Below are 26,458 nucleotides of genomic sequence, written 5' to 3' on the forward strand. Positions count from 1 at the left end.
TGATCCAGAACTGGGTCGACGGTGGTTTCAGCGTCGCCCCGGGCGAAGTCGTGCTGCTTGAAAACTGCCGCTGCAACAAGGGCGAGAAAAAAGACAACGAAGAGCTCGCCAAAAAGATGGCCGCCCTGTGCGACGTCTACGTGAACGATGCCTTCGGCACCGCCCACCGCGCCGAAGCCACCACCCACGGCATCGCCCGCTTTGCCCCGGTGGCCTGCGCCGGCATCCTGATGGGCGCCGAAATCGATGCGCTGGGCAAGGCCCTGCACGCCCCCAAGCGCCCGCTGGTGGCCATCGTCGGCGGCTCCAAGGTGTCCTCCAAGCTCACGATCCTGCGCTCGCTGGCCGAAAAGGTTGACCAGCTGATCGTAGGCGGCGGCATCGCCAACACCTTCCTGCTGGCCTCCGGCAAGCGCATCGGCGAATCCCTGGCCGAGCCCGACCTGGTCAAGGAAGCCCACGCGATCATGGACATCATGAAGGCCCGCGGCGCCGAAGTGCCGCTGCCGACCGACGTGGTCGTGGCCGACGAAGTCTCTGCGCTGGCCCGCGCCAACAAGATCTCCGTCGACGACGTGTCGGCCCACGACCGCATTCTCGACATCGGCCCGAAGAGCGCCGCGCGCCTCGGCGAAATCATCGCCAATGCCGGCACCATCGTCTGGAACGGCCCGGTCGGCGTGTTCGAGCTGCCCCAGTTCGCCGGCGGCACCAAGATGATGGCCTCCGCCATCGCCCACTCCGAAGCCTTCTCCATCGCGGGCGGCGGCGACACCCTGGCAGCCATCGCCAAGTTCAACATCTCTGACGACGTGGGCTACATCTCCACGGGCGGCGGCGCCTTCCTCGAATTCCTCGAAGGCCGCACCCTGCCGGCCATTGCCGCCCTCGAAGAGCGCTTCAAGGACTGAACCGCACTGCGCTTCAGCGCCCCGACATGCGGCCTGCGGGCCGCATGTTTTTTATTGGCGCCCGGCAACCCGACCCCGCCGGCACCTCAGCACTTTCTTGATTTCAAAAACGTGAAAAAACGGCGCACCGCGCCGATAATCAGGTCATCGAATTATTGCGCTGCGCCCCCCGCGGGGTTTTCCCCTCCGGACGCACCCGGCCATGCCAATTCCTGTCAGCGCCCTGATTGGCTCCACCCGCAGGCTCGTCAGCGCCATCGTGCTGTTCGTGGCGCTGGACCTGAGCGTGCTGCTGATCAACCTGTGGCTGGCCGAGCAGATGGCCCAGGACGCGGTGGCAATCAACCTGGCCGGACGCCAGCGCATGCTGTCCCAGCAGACCACCAAGGCGCTGCTGCTGGCCACGAACGCCCCCACCGCCAACGGCTCCGACGCGGCGAACCTCGAGCTTGAAGCCGCCTTCGGGCTTCTCCTGCAAACCCAGAAGGCCTTCGCCCAGGGTGGCGAAACCCGCGGCGGCGACGGCAAGACGGTAACCCTGCAGGCCGTTCATGGCGAGGCGGCCCGTGTTGTTGCCCGGGCCCAGGAGATCATCGCACCCCTGGAGCAACTGCTCTCGGCGCCCGTCCCCGTAGGCGGGTCGCAGGCACCCAGGCTGAGCCAGGCGGCCGACTACATGGTGAATCACAACCAGGATCTCCTGTCGCTGATGAACACCCTGACCACCGCGCTGGAACATGACTCGGTGCGCCGCGCCCGCAACCTGCGGGCCATCCAGACAGGCGCTTTCGTACTTGCGCTGGGCAATTTCCTGGCCATCGTCATCGGCATGCTGAGCCAGTTTCGCCGGATCGAACACGACAGCCAGCAGTGGCGCGAGCTGGCGCGCCGGGACGCCCTGACCGGCCTGGCCAATCGCAAGGCCTTTACCGAAGCGGCCCAGGGCGTGCTGGCCCGTGCCCAGGGGGATGCCGGTCAAGGCGCACTGCTGATGCTGGATCTGGACGGTTTCAAGCCGATCAACGACACGCTGGGGCACGCCACCGGCGACCGGGTTCTGATCGCCCTCGCCCGCGCCCTGGAATCCACGGCCCGCGCCACCGACGTGGTGGCACGCCTCGGTGGCGACGAGTTCGCGGTGCTGTGCCCCAAGCTCCACGGCCAGGACGACATCACCCACTTCTGCAACCGCCTCCTCACCGCCATCACCGACCTTCCCGGGCAGGTCTGCCCCGGCAAGCGGCTCGGCGCCAGCATCGGCATCGCCCTCTACCCCGAGAGCGGCTACGAACTCGGCCACTTGCTGGGCCTGGCCGACAAGGCCATGTACGCCGCCAAGAACTCCGGCGGCAGCCACTGGGAGATCGCCGCCTGACCGGCCGCCCTCCGCGGCAAATCGCTGCGGCTTAGAGCTGGGCCTCCCGGCGAATCTTCCAGTCGCCGCCTTCCCGAACCCATTCGAGCTGCTTGCGCCCGGCATCGCTGTAGTTGCCGGAGCGGTAGCGCTGCTCGAAGCTGACCGATACCACGTCACCCTCCACCTTGTAGCTGGGCGTGCCAAGCTGCACCTGGATGTCACCCTTCTTGTCGAGCTTCACCCGGCGATCGGCCTCCCAGGCGCTGCGGGCGCGCTTGTCGGCGGGCACGAAGTTGCTGCCGTAGAAGGCCAGATAGCGACTGGCGTCCTTGGCCTCCCACGCCTGGCGCCAGGCTTCGAGACGGCTGGCGACGAGCGGGGTCGGGTCGGTCGCCGGCCGGGCTGCGGCGGGGGCAGGCGCAGGCGGCGTAACCGGAGCAGGAGCAGGAGCCGCGGCCGGCGGGGCCGTTTTCACCGCCACCGGTACAGCCGCGGCGGCAGCCACCTGCACGGGCGGGGCGGCCTGCGACGTTCCGAGCTGGGCGTGATGCTGGCGCAGGGCCACGTTGGCAGGCTCGAGCGCCAGGCCGCGTTCAAAGGCCTGGCGGGCCGCCGGCAGTTCGTTACGGGCCATCAGCACGACCCCGAGGGTGTCGTGATAGCTGGCCCGTTTTTCATCCTTGGCCACCGCTTTCCGGGCCAGCGCCAGGGCCTCGTCGAGCTTGATCCGCTGGCTGGCCAGCACGAAGGCCAGATTGTTGGCGAGACGCACGTCTTCCGGTTCGATCTTGATGCCGGCCCGGTAGGCGGCCTCGGCGTCTGCCAGGCGCTTCATGCGTTCGAAAGCCTGGCCGCGCAGCGCGTGGGGCAAGGCGCTGGTCGGGGCGAGGCTGGCCGCGCGGGCATAGGCCTCGACGGCCTGATCGCCCTTGCCGAGGGCCAGCAATGCATCGCCGCGGCCCAGCATTGCACCGGCAAAATCCTTGCGGACGGCCAGCGCCTTGTCGAAGGCGGCCAGCGCCCGGTCGGCCTGGCTCAACTTGAGGGCAATCAGGCCCTGGGCGTGCAATCCAAAGGGGTTGGCCGGATCACGCCGCACGGCTTCGTCGATGGAACGTCCGGCCTCTTCGATCTTGCCCTCGGCCGACAGGGCCAGCCCCAGGCCAAGGTGGGCCTGGGCCAGCTCGGGGTGCTGCTTGAGCACTTCGCGCAGCTGGGCAACGGCGAGGGCCGGCTTCTTGAGTTTTTCAAGATAAAGGGAGGCCAGATCGAGCTTGAGCTGGACGGTGCCCGGCTGGCTGGCGATCGCGGCGCGGTAGCTTGCCTCGGCCTCGGCCGGCAGGCCCTGCTCCACCAGCAAACGGGCCTGCGCCTGAAGCACGCCGGCCTGGCCGGGGGCCATGGCCACGGCACTGCTCATCCAGTCGCGGGCCAGCTTGCCCTGCCCCTGCCCCTGGGCCGCCGCGGCGAGCCCGACCATGGCCTCCACGGAGCGGGGATTGAGCTTGTAGGCCTCGCTGAAAGCCTTTTCGGCCTGCTCGAACTGCCGCAGCCGCAGCGCCAGTTGCCCCTTGTTGAGCGCGTCCAGGTCGGCGCGGGCCGGCTCGGCAGACAGGCTGGGCTGCGGTGTGCTGACCAGCGCCCCGGCGCAGGCGCCACCGGCCAGGAGGGCAAGGCCGATCCCGAGAATGCGGGCCGGAAGGAGACGGGTTCGATTCATGACAACCTCGATAACTAAAACGACTCGGGCCGCGGCAGCAGCCGGGCCGGCGCGCAGATGCGGGCAGCGCGTCGAAAGATAGCCCACGCCGGGGGCATCCGACGATCGCATATTTCACAGCCAGGGGCAGTCGGCCTGCCCATTCGGGTGCGGGCGCGATTTATTGCCGGGTCACGGCAGGATCGGGCGTGCGCCAAAATGGAAAAAAGGGGGCAAGCCCCCTTTTTCCTTGCCCAACAGGCTTGAACACGGACGCGATGAAGCGCCCGTTCAAACTCAGGCCTTGTTGCGGCGACGCACCACGGACAGGCCGGCCAGACCCAGCGCGCCCAGCATCAGGGTGGTGGGTTCAGGAACCTTCTGGCTCGGCGTGGCCGAGATCAGATCCTGGCTGGAGTTGCTGGACCAGGTCGTCAGCGAGAAGCTGCCGGTGGAGGGGGCGCCGCTACGCAGGTCTTCGAGGTAGACCCAGGCGATGTCCCAGGCTTCGGTGAGGTCGGCAGCGGTGTGGGTGGCATCGGGAATGCCCACCCAGTTCTTCAGACTGCCGGTGTCGAGGTTGCTGTCATCGAGGGCTTCCCACAGGGCGATCTGGAAGCCGGCGACTTCAACCGCGCTGTTCAGATGCACCTTGCTGTAGCTCTGGTTGAAGAGGGTCTGCACGGCGCCCGGAACGCTGGTGCCGGCGGTGAAGTCGGCGCCGGTGGTCAGGGCGGCGTTGGAGATGCCGGCCAGCAGCTCGTAGCAGAAGGCGGTGAAGCTGCCGCTGTTGATGTCGAAAACAGTGGTGTCGACCTGGTGGGTGGTGGTGCCGGCAACGCCAACGACATCGACGTTGAAGCCCAGCAGGACGTTCTGATCCGGTGCCATCACCAGCGAGTCGGCGTGGGCGGAGGCGCTGGCCAGCATGCCGGCAGCGGCGAGGGCCAGGGCGGCTTTCTTGAAGAGGGGGAAGTGATTCATTTGGGGCTCCTGCGTTAAAAAGTGGGGTGTTGCAAATCAAGTTCCGCCGCGCCGGCCGGAACAATCCGACCGGCGCGAGGGGGTCGCTTAGGCGGCCATCAGTGCGTATTGCTGCTCTTCGTAAAGGCTGGAGAGCTGACCCAGGGCGGCGACGGCGCTGTCGTTGCCGACGGCCGAAGCGGTCGTCACGGCAGCTTCGCCCACCGAGACGCTGGCACCCAGGACGAGGTCGAGGCTGCGGTCGTCACCCAGCAGGGATGCCAGGTTGGGCAGTTCGACGCCGGCTTCGTTGGCATCGGCCAGGGAGACGTTGAAATACACGTCGGCCATGTCGATGCTGCTGCCGTCGGCCATCACCGCGCTGGAGCGTTCCAGGTGCAGGTTGCCCTGGGCATCCACCGCCGGCAGATCGATGTGATCGACCTTCAGGCTGGCCACACCGGCTTCGGCGAGCGTGCGCAGTTCGCCGGCGTCGGTCTGGTGGTTGCCGTTGAGGTCCTGCCAGACGCGCAGGTCAGCGAAGTGGGCATCGCTGGCATCGACGAATCCGTCAGCGTTGCTGTCGAAAGCGCCCAGCTTGGCAAAACCGTCGCCCTTGCTGGTGCCGCCGAACAGTTCGGAGAGGCTGTCGATCTTGCCGTTGTGGTCGATGTCGATCGCCAGGAAGGCATCACCGGAGGAAATCCAGCCGCTGTCGATCGCCTTGCCGTTGCCGAACAGGTCGAACTTGCCGGTGGAGTCTTCACGGGCGATGGTCTGGATGCCGTTGCGATCCAGATCGAGGACGATCGGGGTGATCGCCGCGTCCCAGGTCATGTCGGCTTCGCCGGACACCAGGGTGGTGAAGGCCGTGTAGGCCTGGTCCGTGGTGCTGTAGGCATCGGAGTCCCGGCTGTTGTCGGTGCCCACGTCTTTGGTGCCCCAGAACCAGTTCGACATGTCGATGCCCTTGTAAACCGTGGCGCTCTTGTCGAAGCAGAGCTGGTACGAACCCGGGTTGAGGTTGGTGAACTTGTAGTTGCCGTAGGCATCCGTGTAGGTGCTGGTCCAGCTCTGGGTGGTCGCGCTCCACAGCCAGACCTTGACGTTGGCAATGCCTGCCTCGCCGGAGTCCTGCAGGTTGTTGTGGTTGATGTCGTCCCACACCTTGTCGCCAATGCTGGCCTTGCGATACAGGCCGCCATCCACCGAAAGGTCGTTCTCGCCCGCCGAAAGCGTGACGAGCGCGGTCTTGCCGGCGGCGTCGATGTCGGAATCGACGGCGTCGTTGGTGCCCTGGTTCTGCTTGGTGATGTAGTAGCCGGTCGGGGCAACCACCTGCACCTTGTAGTCGCCGGGGGCAAGGTTGCTGAACAGGTAGTTGCCGTTCGCGTCGGTCGTGGCGGTGGCCACCACGGTGCCGGCGGAGTTGAGCAGCTTGACGGTGACGCCCTTGATGCCGGCTTCACCCGCGTCCTGCAGGCCGTTGTAGTTCATGTCCTCCCACACCTTGTCACCGATGCTGGCGGTTACCGGCGGGCAGTACAGGCCGGCATCCACGGACAGGTTGTTGCTGCCCTGGGTGAGGGTGTAAATGCCGGTGGTGCCGGAGCTGTCGATGTCGCTGTCGAGCGCATCGTTGCCGCCCACATCCTTGCCGGTGATGACGTAGCCGTTCGGGGTGACGACCTGGATCTTGTAGTCGCCGGCCGCGAGCTGGCTGAACAGGTAGTTGCCGTTGGCGTCGGTGGTGGTGGTGGTGATCACCGAACCGGCGCTGTTGAGCAGCTTGACGGTGACGCCGGCAATACCGGCTTCGCCTGCATCCTGCACGCCGTTCATGTTGGCGTCGTTCCACACCTTGTCACCGATGCTGACATCGGTGGCGCAGAAGGCCGATGCGGTGCTGACAACCAGCTGATCGATCTTGAAGTTGTCGTTGCAATCACCACCCGTGGTGTTGGCTGCAATGACCAGCACGTTGCCGGCAAAGCCGTTGGCGTTCAGGTCGGCCCAGCGGGCGGAGCTCAGCGTGGTGCTGTTTACCTCGGTGAAGCCCATGCTGGAGAGCACGGCATCGGTGAGGGCGATGTGGCTGTCGAAGGCGCCATTCACGTTGCCGATCCACACCTTCACGTCGCTGTCGCCAACCACGTAGCCCAGGTAGGTCTTGTCGACCACCACGGTCTGGGAGAACTCGAACAGGACGTAGTTGTCACGGCCGACGTTATCCACCGTGTGCGAATCGCCGCTGCCGCTGCCTTCGCTGCTGTCGGTCACGCCGAGGCCGCCGCCGTAGGCGCCCAGGAAAGCCTTGGACCAGGAGCCGTAGGTCTTGTCGCGGCTCCAGGCACTGGCGTTCACCGAGATGCCGTTGTTGCTGTAGCCGTAGATGTTGCCGTCAGTGCCATCGGTGGCGGTGTTGCCACTGAAGTCGAAGGTAGCCGTCACCTTCTGCACGGTCAGGCCGGCATCCCAGCTCATGTCGTTCTCGCCGGACTCAAGCACGGTCTGCGCGGTCTTGCCGGCGCCGCTGGAGGCGGTGCTGACGAGGCTGACGTTGTCGATGATGCCGCCAACGCTGTCGTCGTCACCCGCCTGCTCGCGGAACTCGACACGGCTGCTGGCGTCGGCTGCCGTCACCGTGAAGCTGTACTTGGTGAGCGCGGTCGAGGTCGGATCGATGGTGGCGATCTTCGCGCCTTCCCACCAGACTTCCACGGTGTTGGTGGAAGCGGCATAACCGGCACGCTGGGCCAGATCGACGCTCAGCTGGTAAGTCTGGCCGGCCACCGTGGCCACGTTCTGGTAGAAGCCGGTGTTGGAGCCCACGCAGTTGGCATCCAGCTCGGCCACCATGGCGCCGGTCACGGCGGAGACGCCGTAAGCGCCAGCGGTGCCCACTTCGATGCTGTCGCCATAGCCGGTCCAGCCGGTCGTGCCGGACTCGAAGCTGCCATTGACGATCAGGTTGGTGCCGGACACGCTGCCTGCCCCCACGTCGGAGTCGATGGCGTCGTTGGTGCCCTGGTCCTGGCTGGTGAAGGTGTAGCCCGCGGGCGCCACCACCTGAACCGAGTAGGTTCCCGGCATCAGATCCTTGAACACGTAGTTGCCGCTACCGTCGGTCAGTGTGGTTGCAACCACGTTGCCGCTGGCGTCGAGCAGCTTGACGACCACGCCCGGCACGCCGGCTTCGGTGCCATCCTGCAGGCCGTTGTTGTTGCAGTCAGCCCACACCTTGTCGCCGATGGAAGCCTTCTGGTAGAGGCCCGCATCCCACGACAGGTCGTTTTCGTTGGCAACCAGCGTGGTGTTGATGGTCTTGCCGGTGGTCGGGTCGAAGTCGCTGTCGGTCGCGTCGTTGCCGCCCTGGTCTTTCGGGCTGACGAAGTAACCGGCAGGCGCCACCACCTGGGCCGCGTAATCGCCCGGGGTGAGGTTGTTGAACAGGTAGTTGCCGTTGGCATCGGTGGTGGTGCTTGCAACCACGCCGCCGGTGCTGTTGAGCAGCTTCACGGTAATGCCGGCCAGGCCGGTTTCACCTGCGTCCTGCACGCCGTTGGCGTTCTTGTCGAGCCACACCTTGTCGCCGTACGAAGCGGTTTGCTGGTACAGGCCGGCATCCCACGACAGATCGTTCTCGCCGGATTCCAGGGTCGTGGCGATGGTGCTGCCAGTGGCCGGATCGATGTCCGAATCCAGCGCATCGTTGCCGCCCAGATCCTTGCCGGTGATGCTGTAACCCGCCGGAGCAACGACCTGCACCGAGTAGCTGCCCGGGGTCAGGTTGCTGAACAGGTAGTTGCCGTTGGCATCCGTCGTGGCCGTGGCCGCAACACCGCCCGCCGCGTTGATCAGCTTCACGGTCACGCCGGCGATACCGGCTTCTCCCGTGTCCTGCACGCCGTTCTTGTTGGCATCCAGCCACACACGGTCACCGATGGAAGCCTTCTGGTAGAGGCCCGCATCCCAGCTCAGGTCGGTTTCGCCGGCGCTGAGGGTGGTCGTGATGGTCTTGCCGGTGGTCGGATCGATGTCGGAATCCAGCGCATCGTTGCCGCCCAGATCCTTGCCCGTCACCGTGTAACCGGCCGGTGCGACGACCTGCACCGCGTAGTTGCCCGGAACCAGGTTGCCGAACAGGTAGTTGCCGTTGGCGTCGGTGGTGGCGGTCGTCACCACGTTGCCGGCGCTGTCGAGCAGCTTCACGGTGACACCGGCAATGCCGGCTTCGCCCGCGTCCTGAACGCCGTTGGCGTTCTTGTCCAGCCACACCTTGTCACCGATGGCCGCAGTGCGCTCGTCGATGAAGTTGTTACCCGGATTGGTGGCGCCCGGGGTCACCGTCACGGCGATGCTGTTGGGGTTGCCGCCGTCGATGTCGCTGACGTCGGTGAAGCCCGGCTTGTTGGTTTGTTCGACCGTGTAGGTGCCGGCCGGCACGTTCGCGAAGCTGTAGTTGCCGTTGGCGTCGGTGGTGGTGGTGGCTACGGGAGCGCCGCTGGCGTCCTTCAGCACGACCGTGACGCCGGCGATCGGGGTGTCGCCCGTGCCGTTGTGGTCCAGGTCTTCCAGCACGGTGCCGGTGATGGCGCCCGGGTTGGCGACGATGCCGGCGTCCCAGGTCCGGTCGGATTCACCGGAGTCGAGCACGGTCTGGATGGTCTTGCCGTCCAGGCTGTTGGCGTCGGAGTCGGTCACGTCACTGCCGCTGTTGGCGGTGGTGAAGCTGTAGCCGGCCGGCAGCGTGGTCTTGTCGAACTGGACGCTGTAGGTGCCGGGGCGGAGGTTCGTGAAGAGGTAGTTGCCGTTGGCGTCGGTGGTGAGCGAGGCGCCCACCGGGTTGCCGCTGGCGTCCAGCAGGGTGACCTTGACGCCTTGTACGCCGGCTTCGCCCATGTCTTGCTGGCCGTTGCCGTTGGTGTCGAACCACACGCGATCGCCCAGTTCGGCCAGCTTGTAGAGGCCGGCGTCGACGTTCGGGTTGTTCTGGCCGGAGGTCAGGGTGACTTGCGCGCTTTGGCCGGCCGCGTTGATGTCGGAGTCCAGCGCTTCGTTGCCGCCCAGGTCCTGGCCGGTGACGACGTAGCCGCTCGGGGTTTGCACGGCGACCGAGTAGGTGCCGGCACTGACCGTGAAGCTGTAGTTGCCGTTGGCGTCGGTGGTGGCGGTCTGGGCCACGCTGCCGTCGGCGTTCTTCAGTTGCACGGTGACGCCGGCAAGGCCGGCTTCACCGGCGTCCTGCACGCCGTTGGCGTTGGTGTCGAGCCACACACGGTCGCCCAGGGTGGCGGGACGCTCGTCGACGAAGTCGTTGCCGGTGCTGCTCTGACCCGGTTGCAGGCTGACGGCGATGCTGTTGGGGTTGCCGCCGTCGATGTCGCTGACGTCGGTGTAGCCCGGCTTGTTGGTTTGTTCGACCGTGTAGGTGCCGGCCGGCACGTTCGCGAAGCTGTAGTTGCCGTTGGCGTCGGTGGTGGTGGTGGCTACGGGAGCGCCGCTGGCGTCCTTCAGCACGACCGTGACGCCGGCGATCGGGGTGTCACCCGTGTTGTTGTTGTCCAGGTCTTCCCGGACGGTGCCGCTGATGTTGCCCGGCAGGCGCTCGTCGATGAAGGTGTTGCCCGGATTGGTGGCGCCCGGGGTGACCGTCACGGCGATGCTGTTGGGGTTGCCGCCGTCGATGTCGCTGACGTCGGTGAAGCCCGGCTTGTTGGTTTGTTCGACCGTGTAGGTGCCGGCCGGCACGTTCGCGAAGCTGTAGTTGCCGTTGGCGTCGGTGGTGGTGGTGGCTACGGGAGCGCCGCTGGCGTCCTTCAGCACGACCGTGACGCCGGCGATCGGGGTGTCGCCCGTGCCGTTGTGGTCCAGGTCTTCCAGCACGGTGCCGGTGATGGCGCCCGGGTTGGCGACGATGCCGGCGTCCCAGGTCCGGTCGGATTCACCGGAGTCGAGCACGGTCTGGATGGTCTTGCCGTCCAGGCTGTTGGCGTCGGAGTCGGTCACGTCACTGCCGCTGTTGGCGGTGGTGAAGCTGTAGCCGGCCGGCAGCGTGGTCTTGTCGAACTGGACGCTGTAGGTGCCGGGGCGGAGGTTCGTGAAGAGGTAGTTGCCGTTGGCGTCGGTGGCGAGGGGGCCATCCACCAGGTCGCCCGCAGCGTTGTAGAGGCGCACGATAACGCCGGCGACACCGGCTTCGCCCGTGTCCTGCTGGCCGTTGCCATTGGTGTCGAGCCACACGCGGTCGCCGATTTCGGCAGTGCGGAACAGGCCGGCGTCGATGGTGGTGTTGTTGTCACCGGCGGCCACGGTTACCAGCGGGCTGTTGCCGGCGTCGTCGATGTCGCTGTCGGTGGCGTCGCTGGGGCCCATGTCGGCCTCGGTGACCTTGTAGCCGGCCGGGGCCACGATAGCCACCGAGTAGGTGCCGGCATTGACCGTGAAGCTGTAGTTGCCGTTGGCGTCGGTGGTGGTGGTGGCCACCGTGCTGCCCGCGATGTCCTTGAGCACGACGGTGACGCCGGCAAGGCCGGTTTCACCGGTGTCCTGCACGCCGTTGCCGTTGGTGTCTTCCCACACGCGGTCGCCGATGATGGCGGTGGCGGGGTAAGGCACGTTGAAGGTGATGGTGTTCGGGGTGAGATCGAGGTCGTTGCCGCCGCAGCCGTCGGTGCCGCCGGTGTCACGCACCTGGAAGTCGAAGCCGATCGGGCCGCCGGCATCCACCGGGGCGGTGTAGCTGAGCTTGCCGGCTTCGATGTCGGAAGCCAGGATTTCCTGGCCAGCCGTCACGGCCACGCCGTCGAGCAGCAGGGTGCCGTGGGCCGGCACGGTGGTGAAGACCACCGACTTGAAGGCGTCGCCTTCGACCGGGTCGTTGAAGCCGAAGTCGGCCAGGCCCAGCACGTAGCTGTCGCCGTTTGCCAGCGCAACGGTTTCGTCTTCGCCGGTGGGGGCGTCATTGACCGGCGTGACGTTGATCGTCAGGTTGAGGATGAAGGAGTTGCCGGAGCTGTCCGAGCCCAGCACACGCACCTGCTGGATGCCGTTGAAGTTCGGCAGGTAGGACATATCGACTTCGAACGTGTCCTTGTCGACCGCGGAGAAGAAGCCGGGCGCAGAGACCGTGACCCACGTGGAGCCATTGAAAACGTAGAGCGTGATGCGGGCGGGCTCAACGGCGCTGTAGTTGGGATCTGCCTGCTTGAGCAGGTCATACAGCTCAAAGGTCTGACGAGTGTCTTCGCAAAGGGTGACGCTTGTTCCGTAACGCGTAATAGCCATGAACGACCTCCATTTTTCTGTTTTTGGTTTCGCCGGGCACGAGCAAAACCGCGGCGAGTCGAGAAAATCGAGGTAATAACAGCAATTTGCGGGCCACCCCTGCGGAATTAATTGTCAAAAACATCAAATACCGTTCATCTCAATAACTTATGGGCTTCGTGCTCCATTTTTACGTGTGTCAAAAATCACAAATCATTATCCGGTGTAAAAAAAACCGACAGCCCCTTTTGCAAGAATGCATCGCACGACACACGACGCCACGTTTCAAAGGCCCTCCAGACGAGCCCAACAAAACAACCAAGTCATTGTTTAAAAACAACTAAATTACAAACAAAAGGCGCCTTACGAATAATTTCCGGGGCGCTGCCAAGCCTCGAAAAAGCCCCGCCGAACGGACAAAACCCCCGACAGGCAATAGTGCACACTCGGGCATCAAAAATAACACCCGCATTCCAGCACATATGATTATTGAATCGCCACGCAAATGGAGCCCTCAATAAGACACCGTAATTGTTAAATTCGTTTAATTTCTCGTGCAATCCATCACGCCGCATCCATGAAAATTATCACAAACAAATAAGCGTGAATTTTGCAAAAAGAATAATCGTGATTTTTTAACATTTGGCGAATGGACTGTTATGGCACCATCTCGGCCTGATCCATGCGGCCCCTGTCCGCCGGCCCTGCCACAACGTTAATAAGCGATTCGGCCCGGGCCAAATAGCCGCCGCAATGGCGTATTGCATTCGTCCCACAACCCGTGTGAATGAATCGATCGTCGAGCCCGACCGCCGCCACCAACCGTTCAACAGAGCACCCAGCCCATGCGCGAGACACCCTCATCACACCCCGGCGAGGCTTCGGTCGACGGGGTCATCGACCAACTCCTGTTCCTGGCTCATTTTTTCGGCAAGCGCGCCGACCCGGTCCAGTTGCTGGCCGACACTCCCGTTACCGACGGGCGGATCACCGAGGCGCAGATTCTCGAATGCGCCCAGCGCGGCGGGCTTTCCCTGAGCCGGGCCAAAAAGGGCGTGGCGGATTTCAAGGCGTCGGAACTGCCGGCGCTGGTGTTTGCGGCCGAAGGGGGCGATCCGCTGATCCTGCTGCGCCGCGACGGCGACAGCTTTGAATGCGTGCAGGCCGGCATCCGCGGCAGCGTGAAGCTCGAGCTGGCCGCGCTAACGGCCGATTACGCCGGCGTGGCGTACTTTGTGCGGCCGCTGGTGTTCTTCGACACCCGCAGCCTGCTCTACCACCTGCCGCGGCCGCGCCGCTGGTTCTGGGACACCCTGCTGGCCAACAAGGCGATCTACGGCTGGGCCCTGCTGGCCACCGTGCTGACCAACGTCTTTGCGGCGGTGATCCCCTTCTACACCATGTCGGTTTATGACCGCGTGCTGCCCAACAACGCCCTCGACAGCCTGTGGGTGCTGACCGGCGCAGTGGTGGTGGTGGCTCTGTTCGACCTTGTCGTGAAGATGCTGCGCAGCTACCTGCTGGAATCGGCCGCCCGCAAGGCCGACGTGGCCATGTCGTCCCACGTGTTCGCCCAGGCCCTGCGCCTGCGGGCCGCCAACCGCCCGGCCTCGGGCGGGGTGCTGGCCAACATCGTGCGCGACTTTGAATCGGTGCGCGAATTCGTCACCTCGTCCACGCTCACCGTGCTGGGCGACGTGCCCTTCATGCTGTTCTTCCTGGTTCTGATCGCCCTGATCGGGCACTGGCTGGTGCTCGTGCCGCTGGTGCTGATTCCGCTCACGGTGGCGGTGTCGATGCTGATCCGCCGCCCGCTCACGCGCATTCTCGGCAGCAGCATGCAGGAGTCGGCCCAGCGCACCGCCCACCTTTTCGAGGTGATGAACGGCGTCGACACCATCAAATCCCTCGGCGCCGAAGCCTGGGCCCGCCGCCAGTGGGAAATGCTGACCGTGAAGATCTCCGGGAACTCGGTGCAGATGCGCGAATGGACATCCTTCGGCACCTACATCTCGCTGCTCGTCACCAACCTCAGCTCGATTCTCATCGTGATGTTCGGCGCGCTGATGATCGGCGCTGGCGATCTCACCATGGGCCAGCTCATCGCCGTGTCGATGCTGGCCGGCCGCGCCATCACCCCGGCCACGCAGATTGCCGCGCTGATCGTGCGCTACGAACAGACCCGCCAGGCCCTCGACGCCCTCGACAAGATCATGGAGTCGCCCACCGACGAAACCACCGACAGCCTGCACCTGCCGCGCCTGGCCGGCCGCCTGGATTTCCGGGATGTGCATTTCGCCTACCCGGAAGGCGCGCCGCTGCTCAAGGGCCTCAACCTCACCATCCGCCCCGGCGAGCGGATCGGCTTCATCGGCCGCATCGGTTCCGGCAAGAGCACCCTGTTCAAGCTGCTCCTCAACCTCTACGGCCCCGACCAGGGCACCGTGATGGTGGACGGCATTGCGGTGAACCAGCTCGAACCCCAGAGCCTGCGCCGCCAGGTGGGCTACGTGCCGCAGGATGTCGTGCTCTTTCACGGCGACATCCGCGAGAACATCCTCCTGGGCGGCAGCCAGGCGGGCGACGAGCAACTGCTCGAAGCCCTGCGCCTGTCGTGCCTCGACGAAACCCTGACCCAGCTGCCCAAGGGCCTCGGCACCCAGGTCGGCGAGCGCGGCGAGCGCCTCTCCGGCGGCCAGCGCCAGGCGGTGTCCATCGCCCGCGCGCTGGTCCAGAAGCCCCGCATGCTGCTGCTGGACGAACCCTCCAGCATGATGGACCCGGCCACCGAGGCGCGGCTCATCGACAACCTGCGCAGCATCAAGGGCATCACCATGCTGCTGGTCACCCACCGCATGGCCATGCTGCCGCTGGTCGACCGCCTGGTCGTGCTCGACCAGGGCCGGGTGGTCATGGACGGCCCCCGTAACGAAGTCCTTCGCAAACTGCAGGGCGGGCCGGCAGCGGCCGCCCCGCGGGAGTTCGCCGCATGAAAACCAACGCCAGCCAGCCCCACCACCGCATCGAAGCGGAAGCCCTCAGCAGCCACCCGGATTTCGAGCGCGGCCCGCGCCGCGCCGTGCTGATCCTGCTCGGCACCACCGCCGCCTTCATCGTGCTGCTGTTTGCGTGGATGAGCTTCGCCCGCCTCGACATTTCGGTCACCGCCATGGGCGCCGTCATCCCGTCCAGCCGCGTGCAGCAGATCCAGAGCATGGAAGGCGGCATCCTGCAGGCGCTCAACGTCCGTGAAGGCGCCGTCGTCAAGAAAGGCGAAGTGCTCGCCAGCGTTCAGAACCTTCAGTTCAACGCCGAGCAGGGCGAAGCCCAGCAAGGCCTGTTCGGCGCCCAGGCCGCCCTCGTGCGCCTCGACGCGGAAGCCCGCGGCATCACCCCGGCCTTCCCGGCGGAACTCGAAAAAAGCGCCCCCGAGATCGTCCGCGAACAACGCACCCTGTGGCAGACCCGCCGGCAGGAACGCGAAAACAGCCTCGAAACCCTGGCCCGCCAGCTCACCCAGCGCCAGCAGGAGCTGGCCGAAGCCCGCGCCCGTCACCAGGCCCTGGGCGAGGCCATCGGCCCAGCCCGCGAAGCCCTCGCCATCGAAGAAAAACTCGCCGCCAACGGCGCCGGCGCCCGCGCCGACCTGCTCACCGCCCAGCAACGCTACACCAGCCAGAAAGGCGAACTCGAAACCACCCGCATCGCCATCGGCCGCATCCAGGCTTCAGTCGCCGAAGCCCAGGCCCGGCTCTCGGAAACCCGCGCGCGCTTTCTCACCGAAACCAGCAAGGAAAGATCCGAGGCCGAACTGCGAGCCGCCCAGCTCGGCGAACAACTCACCGGCCGCAACGACCGGGTGGCCCGCCGCGAACTGCGCGCGCCGCTCGACGGCGTGGTCAATCGACTGCTGGTCACCACCGTCGGCGGCGTGGTGAAGGCCGGCGAAACCATCATGGAAGTCGTCCCGGCCGAAGAGCGCCTGCTCATCACCGCCCGGGTGAAGCCCTCGGACATCGCCTTCCTCAAGCCCGGCCAGGACGCCCGCATCCGCATCAGCGCCTACGATTCGTCCATCTTCGGCACCCTGCCCGGCAAGGTTGTGCGAGTGGGCGCCGACGCGGTGGTGGATGCCGAACGCAAGGAAACCTTCTTCGAAGTGCTGCTCGAAGCGCAGAAAAACTTCCTCGGCGATCCTTCCGAACACCTCAGCATTTCCCCGGGCATGGCGGCCGACGCCAGCATCCAGACCGGCAAGCGCACGATGATGGAATACATGCTAAAACCCATCGTCAAAACCCTGGACAAATCCCTGCGCGAACGCTGATGAGCCCGACACCCGCCCCCCGCCCGAGCCGCCTCCGCGCCCCGCTCGCCCTTCTCGCCCTGGCCGGAATCGGCCTCGCCGCCGGCATCGCCCGCGCCGAACCCCTGCCCGCCGTGGTGGACAAGGTGCTGCTCCAGCAGCCCAGCGTGCGCTCCGCCCAGGCCCTGCTGCGCGCCGCCGACGCCCAGATCACCCAGGCCCGCTCCGACTTCCTGCCCAGCGTCGGGCTGAGCTACCGCAACGCCGACTCCCGCGACGAAACCCAGGGGCGGCCGCTCGACCGCAACATCCGGCGCAGCGACGCCAGCCTGCGCTGGAACATCTTCAACGGCGGCGCCGACACCGCCCGCCTGCAGGCCGGCAGCCTCAACCGCGACGCCGCCGACGCCGACCTCGACAACGTGCTCGAACAGGTCGCCTTCGAAATCACCGAGAACTACAGCGACGTGGTGCGCCTGCGCCAGCTGCAGGAAAGCCTGCAGGCCACCATCGCCCGCCAGGAAAGAGTCGAGGCCAACGTCGCCCACCGGGTCGAGGCCGGACGCATCGCGTCGGCCGAACTCGACCTGATGCGCGTGCGCCTGATCCAGAACCGCGCCCTGCTCGGCCAGTTGCGCGCGCAGCTTGGCACCGCCGAATACCGTTACCGCCTGCTCACCGGCCAGCCGCCCGAAAACCTGGTGCTGCCGGCGATCCAGCCCGCCGAGGGCGACGCCGACATCGACACCCTGGTCGAGCGCATCCACGAACGCAACCCGCGCCTGCGCGCAGCCCTCCAGCGCACCGCCGCCCGCCAGGCCGAAATCGGCGTGGCCCGCGGCAGCTTCTTCCCGGCGGTGGATCTCAGCTACAACAAGCGCCTCGACAACACCACCCGTCCGGTGCCGGTGTCCGACACCGACCGCTCCGGCCAGCTCCAGGTCAGCCTCGACATTCCCCTCGGCGGCAAGAACCTCGGCCGCCACACCGAAGCCGTCGAGCGCCACCAGGCCGCCCAGGCCGACGCCGACGACCTGCTGCTCAAGGTTTCCAAAGACATCACCGACCTCCAGCGCCAGTACGCCGAAGCCCGCCTGATCGCCCCCATGCTGGAACAGCGCGTCGCCGCCGCCCAGCGCGTGTCCAGCGCCTACGAACTGCACTTCGACGCCGGCCGCCGCTCGCTCAACGACCTGTCCATCGCCCAGGGCGATCTCTTCGAAGCCCAGCGCAGCCTGATCGAAAACCGCGCCCAGCAAACCACCCTGCAAGCCCAGCTCCTCGGCTTTGCCGGCGAACTGCGCGAGGCCCTGCGCAGCCGCTACCGCCCCGCCCCGATCGCCCCCGAACTGCTCGGCACCCAGTACGTCTCGCCGGCCCTCGCCGCCGCCCCGGTGCCCACCGTCGACGCGCCGCCGGCCCCGCAGGTGGACGTGGTTTCCCCGCCCCGCCCGCCTGCCGACAGCGCCGACACCTCGCTCAAGACCCGCACCGAAGCCTGGGCTGCGGCCTGGAGCGCGCAGGCTTTCGACACCTACCGCGCCTTCTACAGCGCCGACTTCCAGCCCGGCAAAGGCCGCAGCACCGCCGACTGGGAAGCCGAGCGCCGCCAGCGCATCAGCGGCGCCAGATCGCCACAGATCAGACTCGACGGCATCAAGCTGCGCCCACGCAGCATGGATCGCGTCAGCGTACGCTTCACCCAGCACTACAGCGCCGCCCAATACCACGACACCGTCAGAAAACAGCTCGACTGGGTGAAGGTGGACGGACAGTGGAAGATTGCCGCCGAAACCGTACTGTCGCCCCCCCGGCCCCCCAGCCCGGCCCCTGCCGCCAGCACAAGCCCGCAGGAACCCTGAAAACACACAACGGCCAGCAAATCGCTGGCCGTTTTGTTTTGCATGTCGGCTTTTTTTACAACCGGCCACAACCCGGAAGCTGACGTTTTTTTACTTGTGCGGGCATCACATTGACTTTCAAAACGTTTTTATCTTTTTTTGCATAAAAGACAAAACGGCCCGAAATTTGCAAGAAAAGGTCTAACTCACTAAAACCGTCTTGCGTCCCGAAAGGAAACATCATGCGCCTCGTTGCCGCCGCCCTCCTCGCAGCCCTCGCCGCCCCGTCGGCCTTCGCTTCCGCCTACTGGACCGACTGGACCAGTGCCGCAGCCTCCAGCGTCAGCGGCACCCTGAGCGTCGGCAGCAGCAACGTCAGCGTCGTGTATTCCGGCCCCTACTCCGGCGCCCAGACCGCCGGCGGCACCAATTACTGGGTGCCCAACGTCTACACCAGCGCCACCGTGCCCAATGGCCCCCCGGATAGCGACATCATCCAGTTCAGCACCGGCGGCACCAAGACCATCACCTTCTCCCAGAGCGTGAGCAACCCGCTCATCGGTCTGGTCAGCTGGAACGGCAACACGGTGGACTTCGGCGCCCCGATCAACGTGCTGAGCTACGGCCAAGGCTTCTGGGGTAATGGCACGCCCATCGTCAACGGCGCCGGCACCGGCTTCTTCGGCAACGGCGAAGTCCACGGCGTGATCCAGCTGGTGGGCGACTACACCTCGATCACCTTTACCGACACCAGCGAGGGCTGGCATGGCATCACCGTCGGCGTGCTCGGCGTCACCCCGGACCCGGTCACCGGAACGGTTCCCGAACCGACCTCCCTGGCCCTCATCGGCGGCGCCCTCGCCGCCCTCGCGGCAGCCCGCCGCAAGCGCTGAAAACCCCGCGCGCCGGCCAGTAAAAAAGCAGCCCGCGGGCTGCTTTTTAGCGCTGGGGCCGCCGGCGTTCAGAGCCCCAGCTCGCCCCACATTGCGTCCACGCGCGTCTTTACCGCCGCATCCATCACGATGGGCGTGCCCCATTCGCGGTTTGTTTCGCCCGGCCATTTGTTGGTGGCATCGAGGCCCATTTTGGAGCCCAGGCCGGCCACCGGGCTGGCAAAGTCGAGGTAGTCGATGGGCGTGTTATCCACCAGCGTGGTGTCGCGGGTGGCGTCCATGCGGGTGGTGAGCGCCCAGATCACTTCCTTCCAGTCGCGGATGTTCACGTCGTCATCCACCACGATGATGAACTTGGTGTACATGAACTGGCGCAGGAAGCTCCAGATGCCGAACATCACCCGCTTGGCATGGCCGGGGTACTGCTTCTTGATGCTGACCACCGCCAGCCGGTACGAACAGCCCTCCGGCGGCAGGTAGAAATCGACGATTTCGGTGAATTGTTTTTGCAGCAGCGGCACGAAGACTTCGTTGAGCGCCACGCCGAGCATGGCCGGCTCGTCGGGCGGTTTGCCGGTGTAGGTGCTGTGGTAAATCGGGTCACGCCGGCTGGTGATGCGCTCGATGGTGAACACCGGAAATTCCGACTGCTCGTTGTAATAGCCGGTGTGATCGCCATACGGGCCTTCGAGGGCCATCTCGCCCGGGTTGATCACACCTTCGAGCACGATCTCGCTTGATGCCGGCACCTGCAGATCGGAGCCAATGCACTTGACCAGCTCGGTCTTGGCGCCACGCAGCAGCCCGGCAAACTGGTATTCGGACAGCGAATCGGGCACCGGCGTCACGGCGCCCAGGATGGTTGCCGGATCGCAGCCCAGCACCACCGCCACCGGGAAGGGCTGGCCGGGGTGGGCCTTTTGATGCTCGAGAAAATCCAGCGCGCCGCCCCGGTGGGCCAGCCAGCGCATGATCACCTTGTTGGGGCCGAGCACCTGCTGCCGGTAAATGCCCAGGTTCTGGCGGGTCTTGTGGGGGCCGCGGGTCACGACGAGGCCCCAGGTGATCAGCGGCGCCGCGTCGCCGGGCCAGCAGTGCTGAATAGGCAGCTCGGCCAGATTCACGTCGCGCCCTTCTTTCACCACCTGCTGGCACGGCGCCGACGACACCACCTTCGGCGACATGTTGAGCACCTGGCGGAACACCGGCAGCTTGTCCCACGCATCCTTCAGGCCCTTGGGCGGCTCGGGTTCCTTGAGGAAGGCGAGCAGCTTGCCCACTTCGCGCAGGGCGTTCTGCCAGTCGTCGCCGCTCACGCCCATGCCCAGCGCCACCCGCTGCGGCGTGCCGAACAGGTTGGCCAGCACCGGCACGGAATGCCCTTTCGGGTTCTCGAAGAGGATCGCCGGCCCGCCGGCACGCAGCACCCGGTCACAGATCTCGGTCATCTCGAGGTGCGGATCGACCTCGGTCTTTATCCGCTTGAGTTCGCCGAGCTTTTCCAGCTGGGCGATGAAGTCACGCAGGTCGGTATAGCGCATGGTGGCAGGAGCGAGTAAGGAGAAATGGAAACGGCCGCACAGGCGGCCGTTGAGGGCAGGAGGTGCGAATACTCAGTCGAGCAAGGCGTTGATGGCCTTGATGTCGTCGTCGCCCAGCGTGCCGGCGGCGGCTTTGAGCTTGAGCTGGGCCAGCAGGGTGTCGTAGCGGGCCTTGGAGAGCTTTTGCAGGGTGTCGAAAAGCTGGCTCTGGGCGTTGAGCACGTCGATGTTGATGCGCACGCCCACTTCGTAGCCCAGCTTGTTGGCGTCGAGCGCCGAACGGGACGACACCTGGGCGGCCTCGAAGGCCTTGACCTGGGCCAGTCCGCTGCTGACGCCGAGATAGGCCTGGCGGGCGTTCTGGGCTGCGGTGCGGCGGGCGTTGTCGAGATCGGCACTGGCCTTGTCGCGCAAGGCGGCGGCTTCGCGCACACGGGAATTCACCGCGCCGCCCTGGAACAGCGGCAGCGCCAGTTGAACACCGACGACGGTGGAATCGGTATCGGTGCGGATCGGGCTCGGGCTGACGGCGGCCGTCGAACCGACCGCGTTGCCGTAGCTCGCCACCAGATCGACGGTGGGCAGGTGGGCGGAGCGATTGCGCTCGACCTCACGGTCGGAGATTTCGCGGCCGATCTGCGCGGCCTGCACCGCATAACTGCCGGTTTCGGCCGACGCGACCCACGACTGGATGTCGGCCGGCTCGGGACGACTCAAGGCGACGCCCTTGCGCAGGCCCTTGAGCGCGTCCGGCTCCTTGCCGGTGAGCACCAGCAGCGCGTGGCGCTTGACCGCCAGGTCGCTCTCGGCGGCAATCATCTGGGCCGACGACAGGTCGGCGCGGGACTGGGCTTCGTGCACGTCGGTGATGGTGACGGTGCCGACCTCGAAACTCTTCTTGCCCAACGCCAGTTGCTGGGTGTTGGCCTCGTGGAGCGCCGTTGCGGCAGCGAGCACGTCCTGGGCCACCAGCACGTCGAAATACCCCTGGGCGGCGCGCAGGGTCAGATCCTGACGGGCCAGCTGGTACTGGGCCTCGGACAGCGCGACCTGCATTTCGCCCTGCTTGTACTGCACCCAGTTCTGCCAGCGGAACAGCGGCTGGGTGAGCTGAACCTGCCAGCCGTTGCTGTTGTAGTTGCCGGTGCGGTTGAAGTGATTGACGTCGACCTGGTTCCAGTTGCTGTTACCGGTGAGGTTGACCGAAGGCAACAGCCCGGCACGGCCCTGGGGCAGCTTTTCACGGCCGGCTTCGAGGCTGGCCCGCGCACCGGCCAGCGTCGCATCGTAGGTCAGGGCATCGCGATAGACCTGTTCGAGGTCTGCCGCGCCCGCTCCGGCCGCCATCAGGCCTGCCGCCATTGCGACTGCCACACCTGCCGCACGCTGTTTCATTCGCTTCTCCGTCACGTGTCTTGCACGTTTCAATACTGGGGCATGGCCGGATCGACCTGCTGCGCCCACTGGGCCACTCCGCCGGCCAGGTTGATGAGGCTGGCGAAGCCCTGGCGCTCCAGGAACATCGCCACCTGCATGCTGCGCCCGCCGTGATGACAGATCACCACGATATCGACGTCGTCCGGGAGCTCCTGCGCGCGCGCCGGCACGCTGGCCATCGGCATCGGCACCGAGCCGGGAATGGCGCAGTAGGCAAACTCGGACGGCTCGCGAACATCCAGAAGGAAGGGCGCCGGACGGGATGCGTCCTGCAGCCATTCGGCCAGTTGCACGGGTGTGATCTGCTTCATCGCGTGGTGTTTTTCAGAACGAGAACGCGTTTTTCTGAGGTGCGTTGCGCATCATCGGCACCGCGTTTTCGAAGAGGGATTCAGTGCTGTACTTGCCCTCCGCCACGCAGGTGACCAGCTGGGCGGTCATCAGGTGCTGCTCGCCGACAAAGGCGAACAGGCGACCACCCACCTTGAGCTGCTGGAGCAGGGTTTCGGGGATCAAGGGCACGCCGCCGGAGACGACGATGAGGTCGTAGGGGGCGTTGCTGGGCCAACCGCGGATGGCATCGCCTTCCTCGACGATGACGTTCTCGACGCCGTAGCGCTTGAGATTGTCGTGGGCCATGTTGACCAGCGCCGGATCGATCTCGACGGTGCGTACCCAGTCGGCCTTGGCGGCCAGCAGCGCGGCGAAGTAGCCGGAACCGGCACCCACTTCGAGCACCTTGTCGGAAGCCTTGACCTGGACGGCCTGGAGAATCTTGCCCTCGATGACCGGAATCAGCATGGTGCTACCGTTGCCGAGGGGGATCTCGGCCTCGGACAGGGCGACGCCCTTGTAGGCTTCCGGCACAAACTCCTCGCGGCGGACGCTCATCAGCACGTCGAGCACGCCAAAATCCAGCACCTCCCAGGGGCGGATCTGCTGCTCGACCATGTTGAACCGTGCTTGTTCGAAATTCATTGTGTGACTCCCCGATAAATATTAGCACAAGCTAATATTAATGATCTGCATGCCTGAATATCAGCCAAAAACTCATCGATTTTAGCCTACTTGGGCGGCGTGCAGATCATCCGTGTATCAACGCCCTATCCGGCAGCCGGCTCCCGCTTCACCCGGTACCAGGCGGCATACAGGGCCGGTACAAAAAGCAGGGTCAGCAGCGTGGCGACGATCAGGCCGCCCATGATCGCCACCGCCATCGGCCCGAAGAAGGTGCTGCGGGTCAGCGGAATCATCGCCAGCACCGCGGCGGCGGCGGTCAGCGCGATGGGGCGCAGGCGGCGCACCGCTGATTCCACGATGGCATCCCAGATCGACAGGCCCTTGTCCACGTCCTGCTCGATCTGGTCCACGAGAATCACCGAGTTGCGCATGATCATGCCGAACAGCGCGATGGTGCCGAGCATGGCAACAAAGCCGAAGGGCTGGTTGAAGAGCAGCAGGAAGAGCACCACCCCGATCAGCCCGAGCGGTGCGGTCAGCACCACCATCGCGGTGCGCGAAAAGCTGCCGAGCTGCACCATCAGCGCCGTGAACACCACCGCCAGGAACAGCGGGAAGCCGGCGTTCACCGAGCTTTGCCCCTTGGCGCTCTCCTCCACCGCGCCGCCGGTCTCGATGCGGTAGCCAGCCGGAAGCTGCGCGCGGATTGGCGCAAGCAACGGCTCGACCTGGGCCGTGACGGTGGGCGCCTGGATGCGGCTGTCGTAGATCTGGGCCCGGGCGGTGATGGTCGGCTCGCGGTTGCGGCGCCACACCAGGCCCTGTTCGAAGGCGTAGCTGACGGTGGCCACCTGCCCCAGCGGCACCGACTTGCCGGCGCGGGTCGGAATCGACAGTTCGGCGACGAGCGACAGCTTGTCGCGCTCGACGGCATCGCCGCGCAGCATCACGTCGATGGACTCGATGCCCTCGCGATAGCTGGTGGCCACGAGGCCGCGCTGGGAGGTGTTGAGGAAGTTGGCCACGTCCTGGGTGGTGAGGCCGAGCAGGCGCGCCTTGTGCTGGTCCACGTCGACGCGCAGCACCTTGGATTGCTCGTCCCAGTCGAGCTGCACATCCGACAGGCTGGGGTTGGTGCGCATCACCGCGGCCACCTCGGCGGCGTACTTGCGCACCGTCGGAATGTCCGGCCCGCTCACCCGGAACTGCACCGGAAAGCCCACCGGCGGGCCGTTTTCCAGACGCGCGACGTTGGCACGCAGGTTGGGGAAGTCGTTGCGGAAGAGTTCGATCATCCGCTCGCGCAGCGCCTCCCGCGCCGGGATGTCGTTGGCGAGGATCACGAACTGGGCAAAATTGGGCGCCGGCAATTGCTGGTCGAGGGGCAGGTAAAAGCGCGGGCTGCCGGTGCCCACGTAGGCCACGTAATTGGCGATGCCTTTTTCCTGCTTCAGGATGGCTTCCAGCTTTTCAACCTCGGTTTGGGTGGCGCGCAGGCTCGAGCCTTCCGGCAGGCGCAGGTCGATGAGCAGTTCGATCCGCGTCGAGTTGGGGAAGAACTGCTGCTGAACGAACCCAAAACCGGCAATCGCCGCCGCGAAGAGTGCCAGCGTGGTGCCGATCACCACCCAGCGGCGGGCCACGCAGCCATCCACCAGCTTCCTGAAGCGGTTGTAGAAAGGCGTGCGGAAGACTTCGTCCTCATCGCCTTCGAAATGCGGCTCGCCCAGGCCGATGCGGTCCTTGAGACGCTCGAGGCGCGGAAAGTGGGTTGCGACCCAGCTGGTTTTCTTCTTGGCCCGGGGGTCGGGCAGCAGCACGTAGCCCAGGTAGGGCACCACGATCACCGCCGCCAGCCATGAGGCCAGCAGCGCAATGGCGTTCACCTGGAAGATCGAGCGGGTGTATTCGCCGGTGGAGGATTGCGCCGTGGCGATGGGCAGAAAGCCCGCCACCGTGACCAGCGTGCCGGACAGCATCGGCCCGGCGGTGCTGGTGTAGGCAAAGGCCGCGGCCTTCGAGCGATCCCAGCCCTGCTCCATTTTCACCAGCATCATCTCGACGGCGATGATCGCGTCGTCCACCAGCAGGCCGAGGGCGAGAATCAGCGCACCCAGCGAAATCTTGTGCAGGCCCACGTCAAAGAGGCGCATGCCGAAGAAGGTGACCGCCAGCACCAGCGGAATCGACAGCGCCACCACCAGCCCGGTGCGCAGCCCGAGCGAGAAGAAGCACACCACCAGCACGATGATCACCGCCTCGGCCAGCGAGTGGACGAACTCGTCGATCGAACGCCTGACGGCGTCCGGCTGGCTGGCCACCTCGGAGAGTTCCATGCCCACCGGCAACTGCGCCTGGATGCGCGCCAGGGTGTCCTTGAGGTTGGCGCCCAGCGCGATGATGTCGCCCCCCTTGGCCATCGACACGCCCAGGCCCAGCGCGTCCTGCCCCTGGAAGCGGAAGCGCGGCGCCGGCGGCTCGACGAAACCGCGGCTCACGGTGGCGATGTCGCCAATCCGCAGCTCGCGCCCGCCGGCCCGGATGGTCGTCGCGCGGATCGCCTCGACGGTGTCGTAGGCGCCGCTCGGGCGCAGGTAGATGCGTTCGTTACGGGTCTCGAAATAGCCGCCGGGCGCCACCGCGTTCTGCTCGGCGAGGGCGCGGGTCACCGTCTGCACGTCCAGCCCGAGGTTGGCCAGGCGGGCGTTGGAAAGCTCCACGTAGATGCGCTGCTCCTGCTCGCCGATCAGATCCACCTTGGCCACGCTCGGCACGCGCAGCAGCTCGGCGCGGATGCGGTCGCTCTCGGCCTTGAGCTGGGCGTAGTCAAAGCCGTCGCCCGTCAGCGCGTAGATGCTGCCAAATACATCACCAAACTCGTCGTTGAAAAACGGGCCGCGAATGCCGGCCGGCAGCGTGCCCTTGATGTCGCCGATCTTCTTGCGCACCTGGTAAAAAATGTCCGGCACGTCCTTCACCGGCGTCGAATCCTTGGCGATAAAAAGCACCACCGATTCACCGGGGCGCGAAAAGCTGCGCAGGGTGTCCAGGTAGGGCACTTCCTGGAGTTTTTTCTCGATGCGGTCGGTCAGCTGCTCCTCGACCTCCCGCGCGGAGGCGCCGGGCCAGTCGGTGCGCACCACCATCACCTTGAAGGTGAAGGGCGGATCTTCGGACTGGCCGAGTTTCTGGAAGGACATCGCACCCACGATGGCCAGCGCGATGATCAGGTAGCGCACCAGCGGCTGGTTACGCAGGGCCCATTCGGAGAGATTGAAACGCAT

At 65.7% G+C, this 26,458-nt stretch carries 15 protein-coding genes; 6 read left to right on the plus strand and 9 right to left on the minus strand.

Translation table 11 applies throughout. The features are described 5' to 3' along the window. Both Q1W26_RS06295 and Q1W26_RS06300 read left to right on the plus strand, forming a co-directional pair. A partial coding sequence (locus Q1W26_RS06295) for a phosphoglycerate kinase (RefSeq protein ID WP_300437325.1) occupies positions 1-911 on the plus strand: 911 nt, incomplete at its 5' end. Positions 912-1,113: 202 nt separating this feature from the next. Further along, positions 1,114-2,286: a diguanylate cyclase gene (locus Q1W26_RS06300; protein WP_300437327.1), complete on the plus strand. Its 1,173-nt coding sequence runs from the start codon at positions 1,114-1,116 to the stop codon at positions 2,284-2,286. 31 nt (positions 2,287-2,317) lie between these two features. Here the strand turns inward: Q1W26_RS06300 and Q1W26_RS06305 are convergent, their stop codons facing one another. From Q1W26_RS06305 to Q1W26_RS06315, 3 genes are all read right to left on the minus strand, one after another. Then, complete coding sequence (locus Q1W26_RS06305) at positions 2,318-3,988, minus strand: tetratricopeptide repeat protein (RefSeq protein ID WP_300437329.1); 1,671 nt, start codon at positions 3,986-3,988, stop codon at positions 2,318-2,320. Positions 3,989-4,264: 276 nt separating this feature from the next. Continuing rightward, complete coding sequence (locus tag Q1W26_RS06310) at positions 4,265-4,951, minus strand: PEP-CTERM sorting domain-containing protein (RefSeq protein ID WP_300437332.1); 687 nt, start codon at positions 4,949-4,951, stop codon at positions 4,265-4,267. An 87-nt stretch (positions 4,952-5,038) separates the two neighbouring features. Beyond that, positions 5,039-12,217: an SdrD B-like domain-containing protein gene (locus Q1W26_RS06315; RefSeq protein ID WP_300437335.1), complete on the minus strand. Its 7,179-nt coding sequence runs from the start codon at positions 12,215-12,217 to the stop codon at positions 5,039-5,041. A gap of 824 nt (positions 12,218-13,041) precedes the next feature. Between Q1W26_RS06315 and Q1W26_RS06320 the strand changes: the two genes are divergently transcribed. Genes Q1W26_RS06320 through Q1W26_RS06330 form a run of 3 tightly spaced genes read left to right on the plus strand, consistent with a single transcriptional unit; the run spans position 13,042 to position 18,364 of the window. Then, complete coding sequence (locus tag Q1W26_RS06320; RefSeq protein WP_300437338.1) at positions 13,042-15,189, plus strand: type I secretion system permease/ATPase; 2,148 nt, start codon at positions 13,042-13,044, stop codon at positions 15,187-15,189. Then, positions 15,186-16,523, plus strand: coding sequence for an HlyD family type I secretion periplasmic adaptor subunit (locus tag Q1W26_RS06325; RefSeq protein WP_300437341.1), 1,338 nt, complete (start codon positions 15,186-15,188; stop codon positions 16,521-16,523). Before Q1W26_RS06320 ends, Q1W26_RS06325 begins: the two co-directional genes overlap by 4 nt. Continuing rightward, a complete protein-coding gene (locus tag Q1W26_RS06330) occupies positions 16,523-18,364 on the plus strand; it encodes a TolC family protein (protein WP_300437344.1) in 1,842 nt (613 codons plus the stop codon). Before Q1W26_RS06325 ends, Q1W26_RS06330 begins: the two co-directional genes overlap by 1 nt. A 55-nt stretch (positions 18,365-18,419) precedes the next feature. Here Q1W26_RS06330 and Q1W26_RS06335 read toward each other — a convergent pair whose 3' ends face one another. Beyond that, positions 18,420-18,587, minus strand: coding sequence for a hypothetical protein (locus Q1W26_RS06335; protein WP_300437347.1), 168 nt, complete (start codon positions 18,585-18,587; stop codon positions 18,420-18,422). Between Q1W26_RS06335 and Q1W26_RS06340 the strand changes: the two genes are divergently transcribed. Then, positions 18,586-19,236, plus strand: coding sequence for a PEP-CTERM sorting domain-containing protein (locus Q1W26_RS06340; protein ID WP_300437350.1), 651 nt, complete (start codon positions 18,586-18,588; stop codon positions 19,234-19,236). The genes Q1W26_RS06335 and Q1W26_RS06340 overlap by 2 nt on opposite strands. Positions 19,237-19,304: 68 nt before the next feature. On the opposite strand, the gene ubiD is transcribed toward Q1W26_RS06340, so the two are convergent. From ubiD to Q1W26_RS06365, 5 genes are all read right to left on the minus strand, one after another. Beyond that, positions 19,305-20,777, minus strand: coding sequence for a 4-hydroxy-3-polyprenylbenzoate decarboxylase (ubiD, locus tag Q1W26_RS06345; RefSeq protein ID WP_300437352.1), 1,473 nt, complete (start codon positions 20,775-20,777; stop codon positions 19,305-19,307). Between the two features lie 72 nt (positions 20,778-20,849). After that, a complete protein-coding gene (locus tag Q1W26_RS06350; RefSeq protein WP_300437355.1) occupies positions 20,850-22,172 on the minus strand; it encodes a TolC family outer membrane protein in 1,323 nt (440 codons plus the stop codon). Between the two features lie 29 nt (positions 22,173-22,201). Then, positions 22,202-22,525, minus strand: coding sequence for a rhodanese-like domain-containing protein (locus Q1W26_RS06355; protein ID WP_300437357.1), 324 nt, complete (start codon positions 22,523-22,525; stop codon positions 22,202-22,204). A 13-nt stretch (positions 22,526-22,538) separates the two neighbouring features. Continuing rightward, complete coding sequence (locus Q1W26_RS06360; protein ID WP_300437360.1) at positions 22,539-23,192, minus strand: protein-L-isoaspartate O-methyltransferase; 654 nt, start codon at positions 23,190-23,192, stop codon at positions 22,539-22,541. A 125-nt stretch (positions 23,193-23,317) separates the two neighbouring features. Next, positions 23,318-26,458: an efflux RND transporter permease subunit gene (locus Q1W26_RS06365; RefSeq protein WP_300437363.1), complete on the minus strand. Its 3,141-nt coding sequence runs from the start codon at positions 26,456-26,458 to the stop codon at positions 23,318-23,320.

It is taken from the genome of Zoogloea sp. (assembly GCF_030157465.1).
Taxonomy (GTDB): Bacteria; Pseudomonadota; Gammaproteobacteria; order Burkholderiales; family Rhodocyclaceae; genus Zoogloea.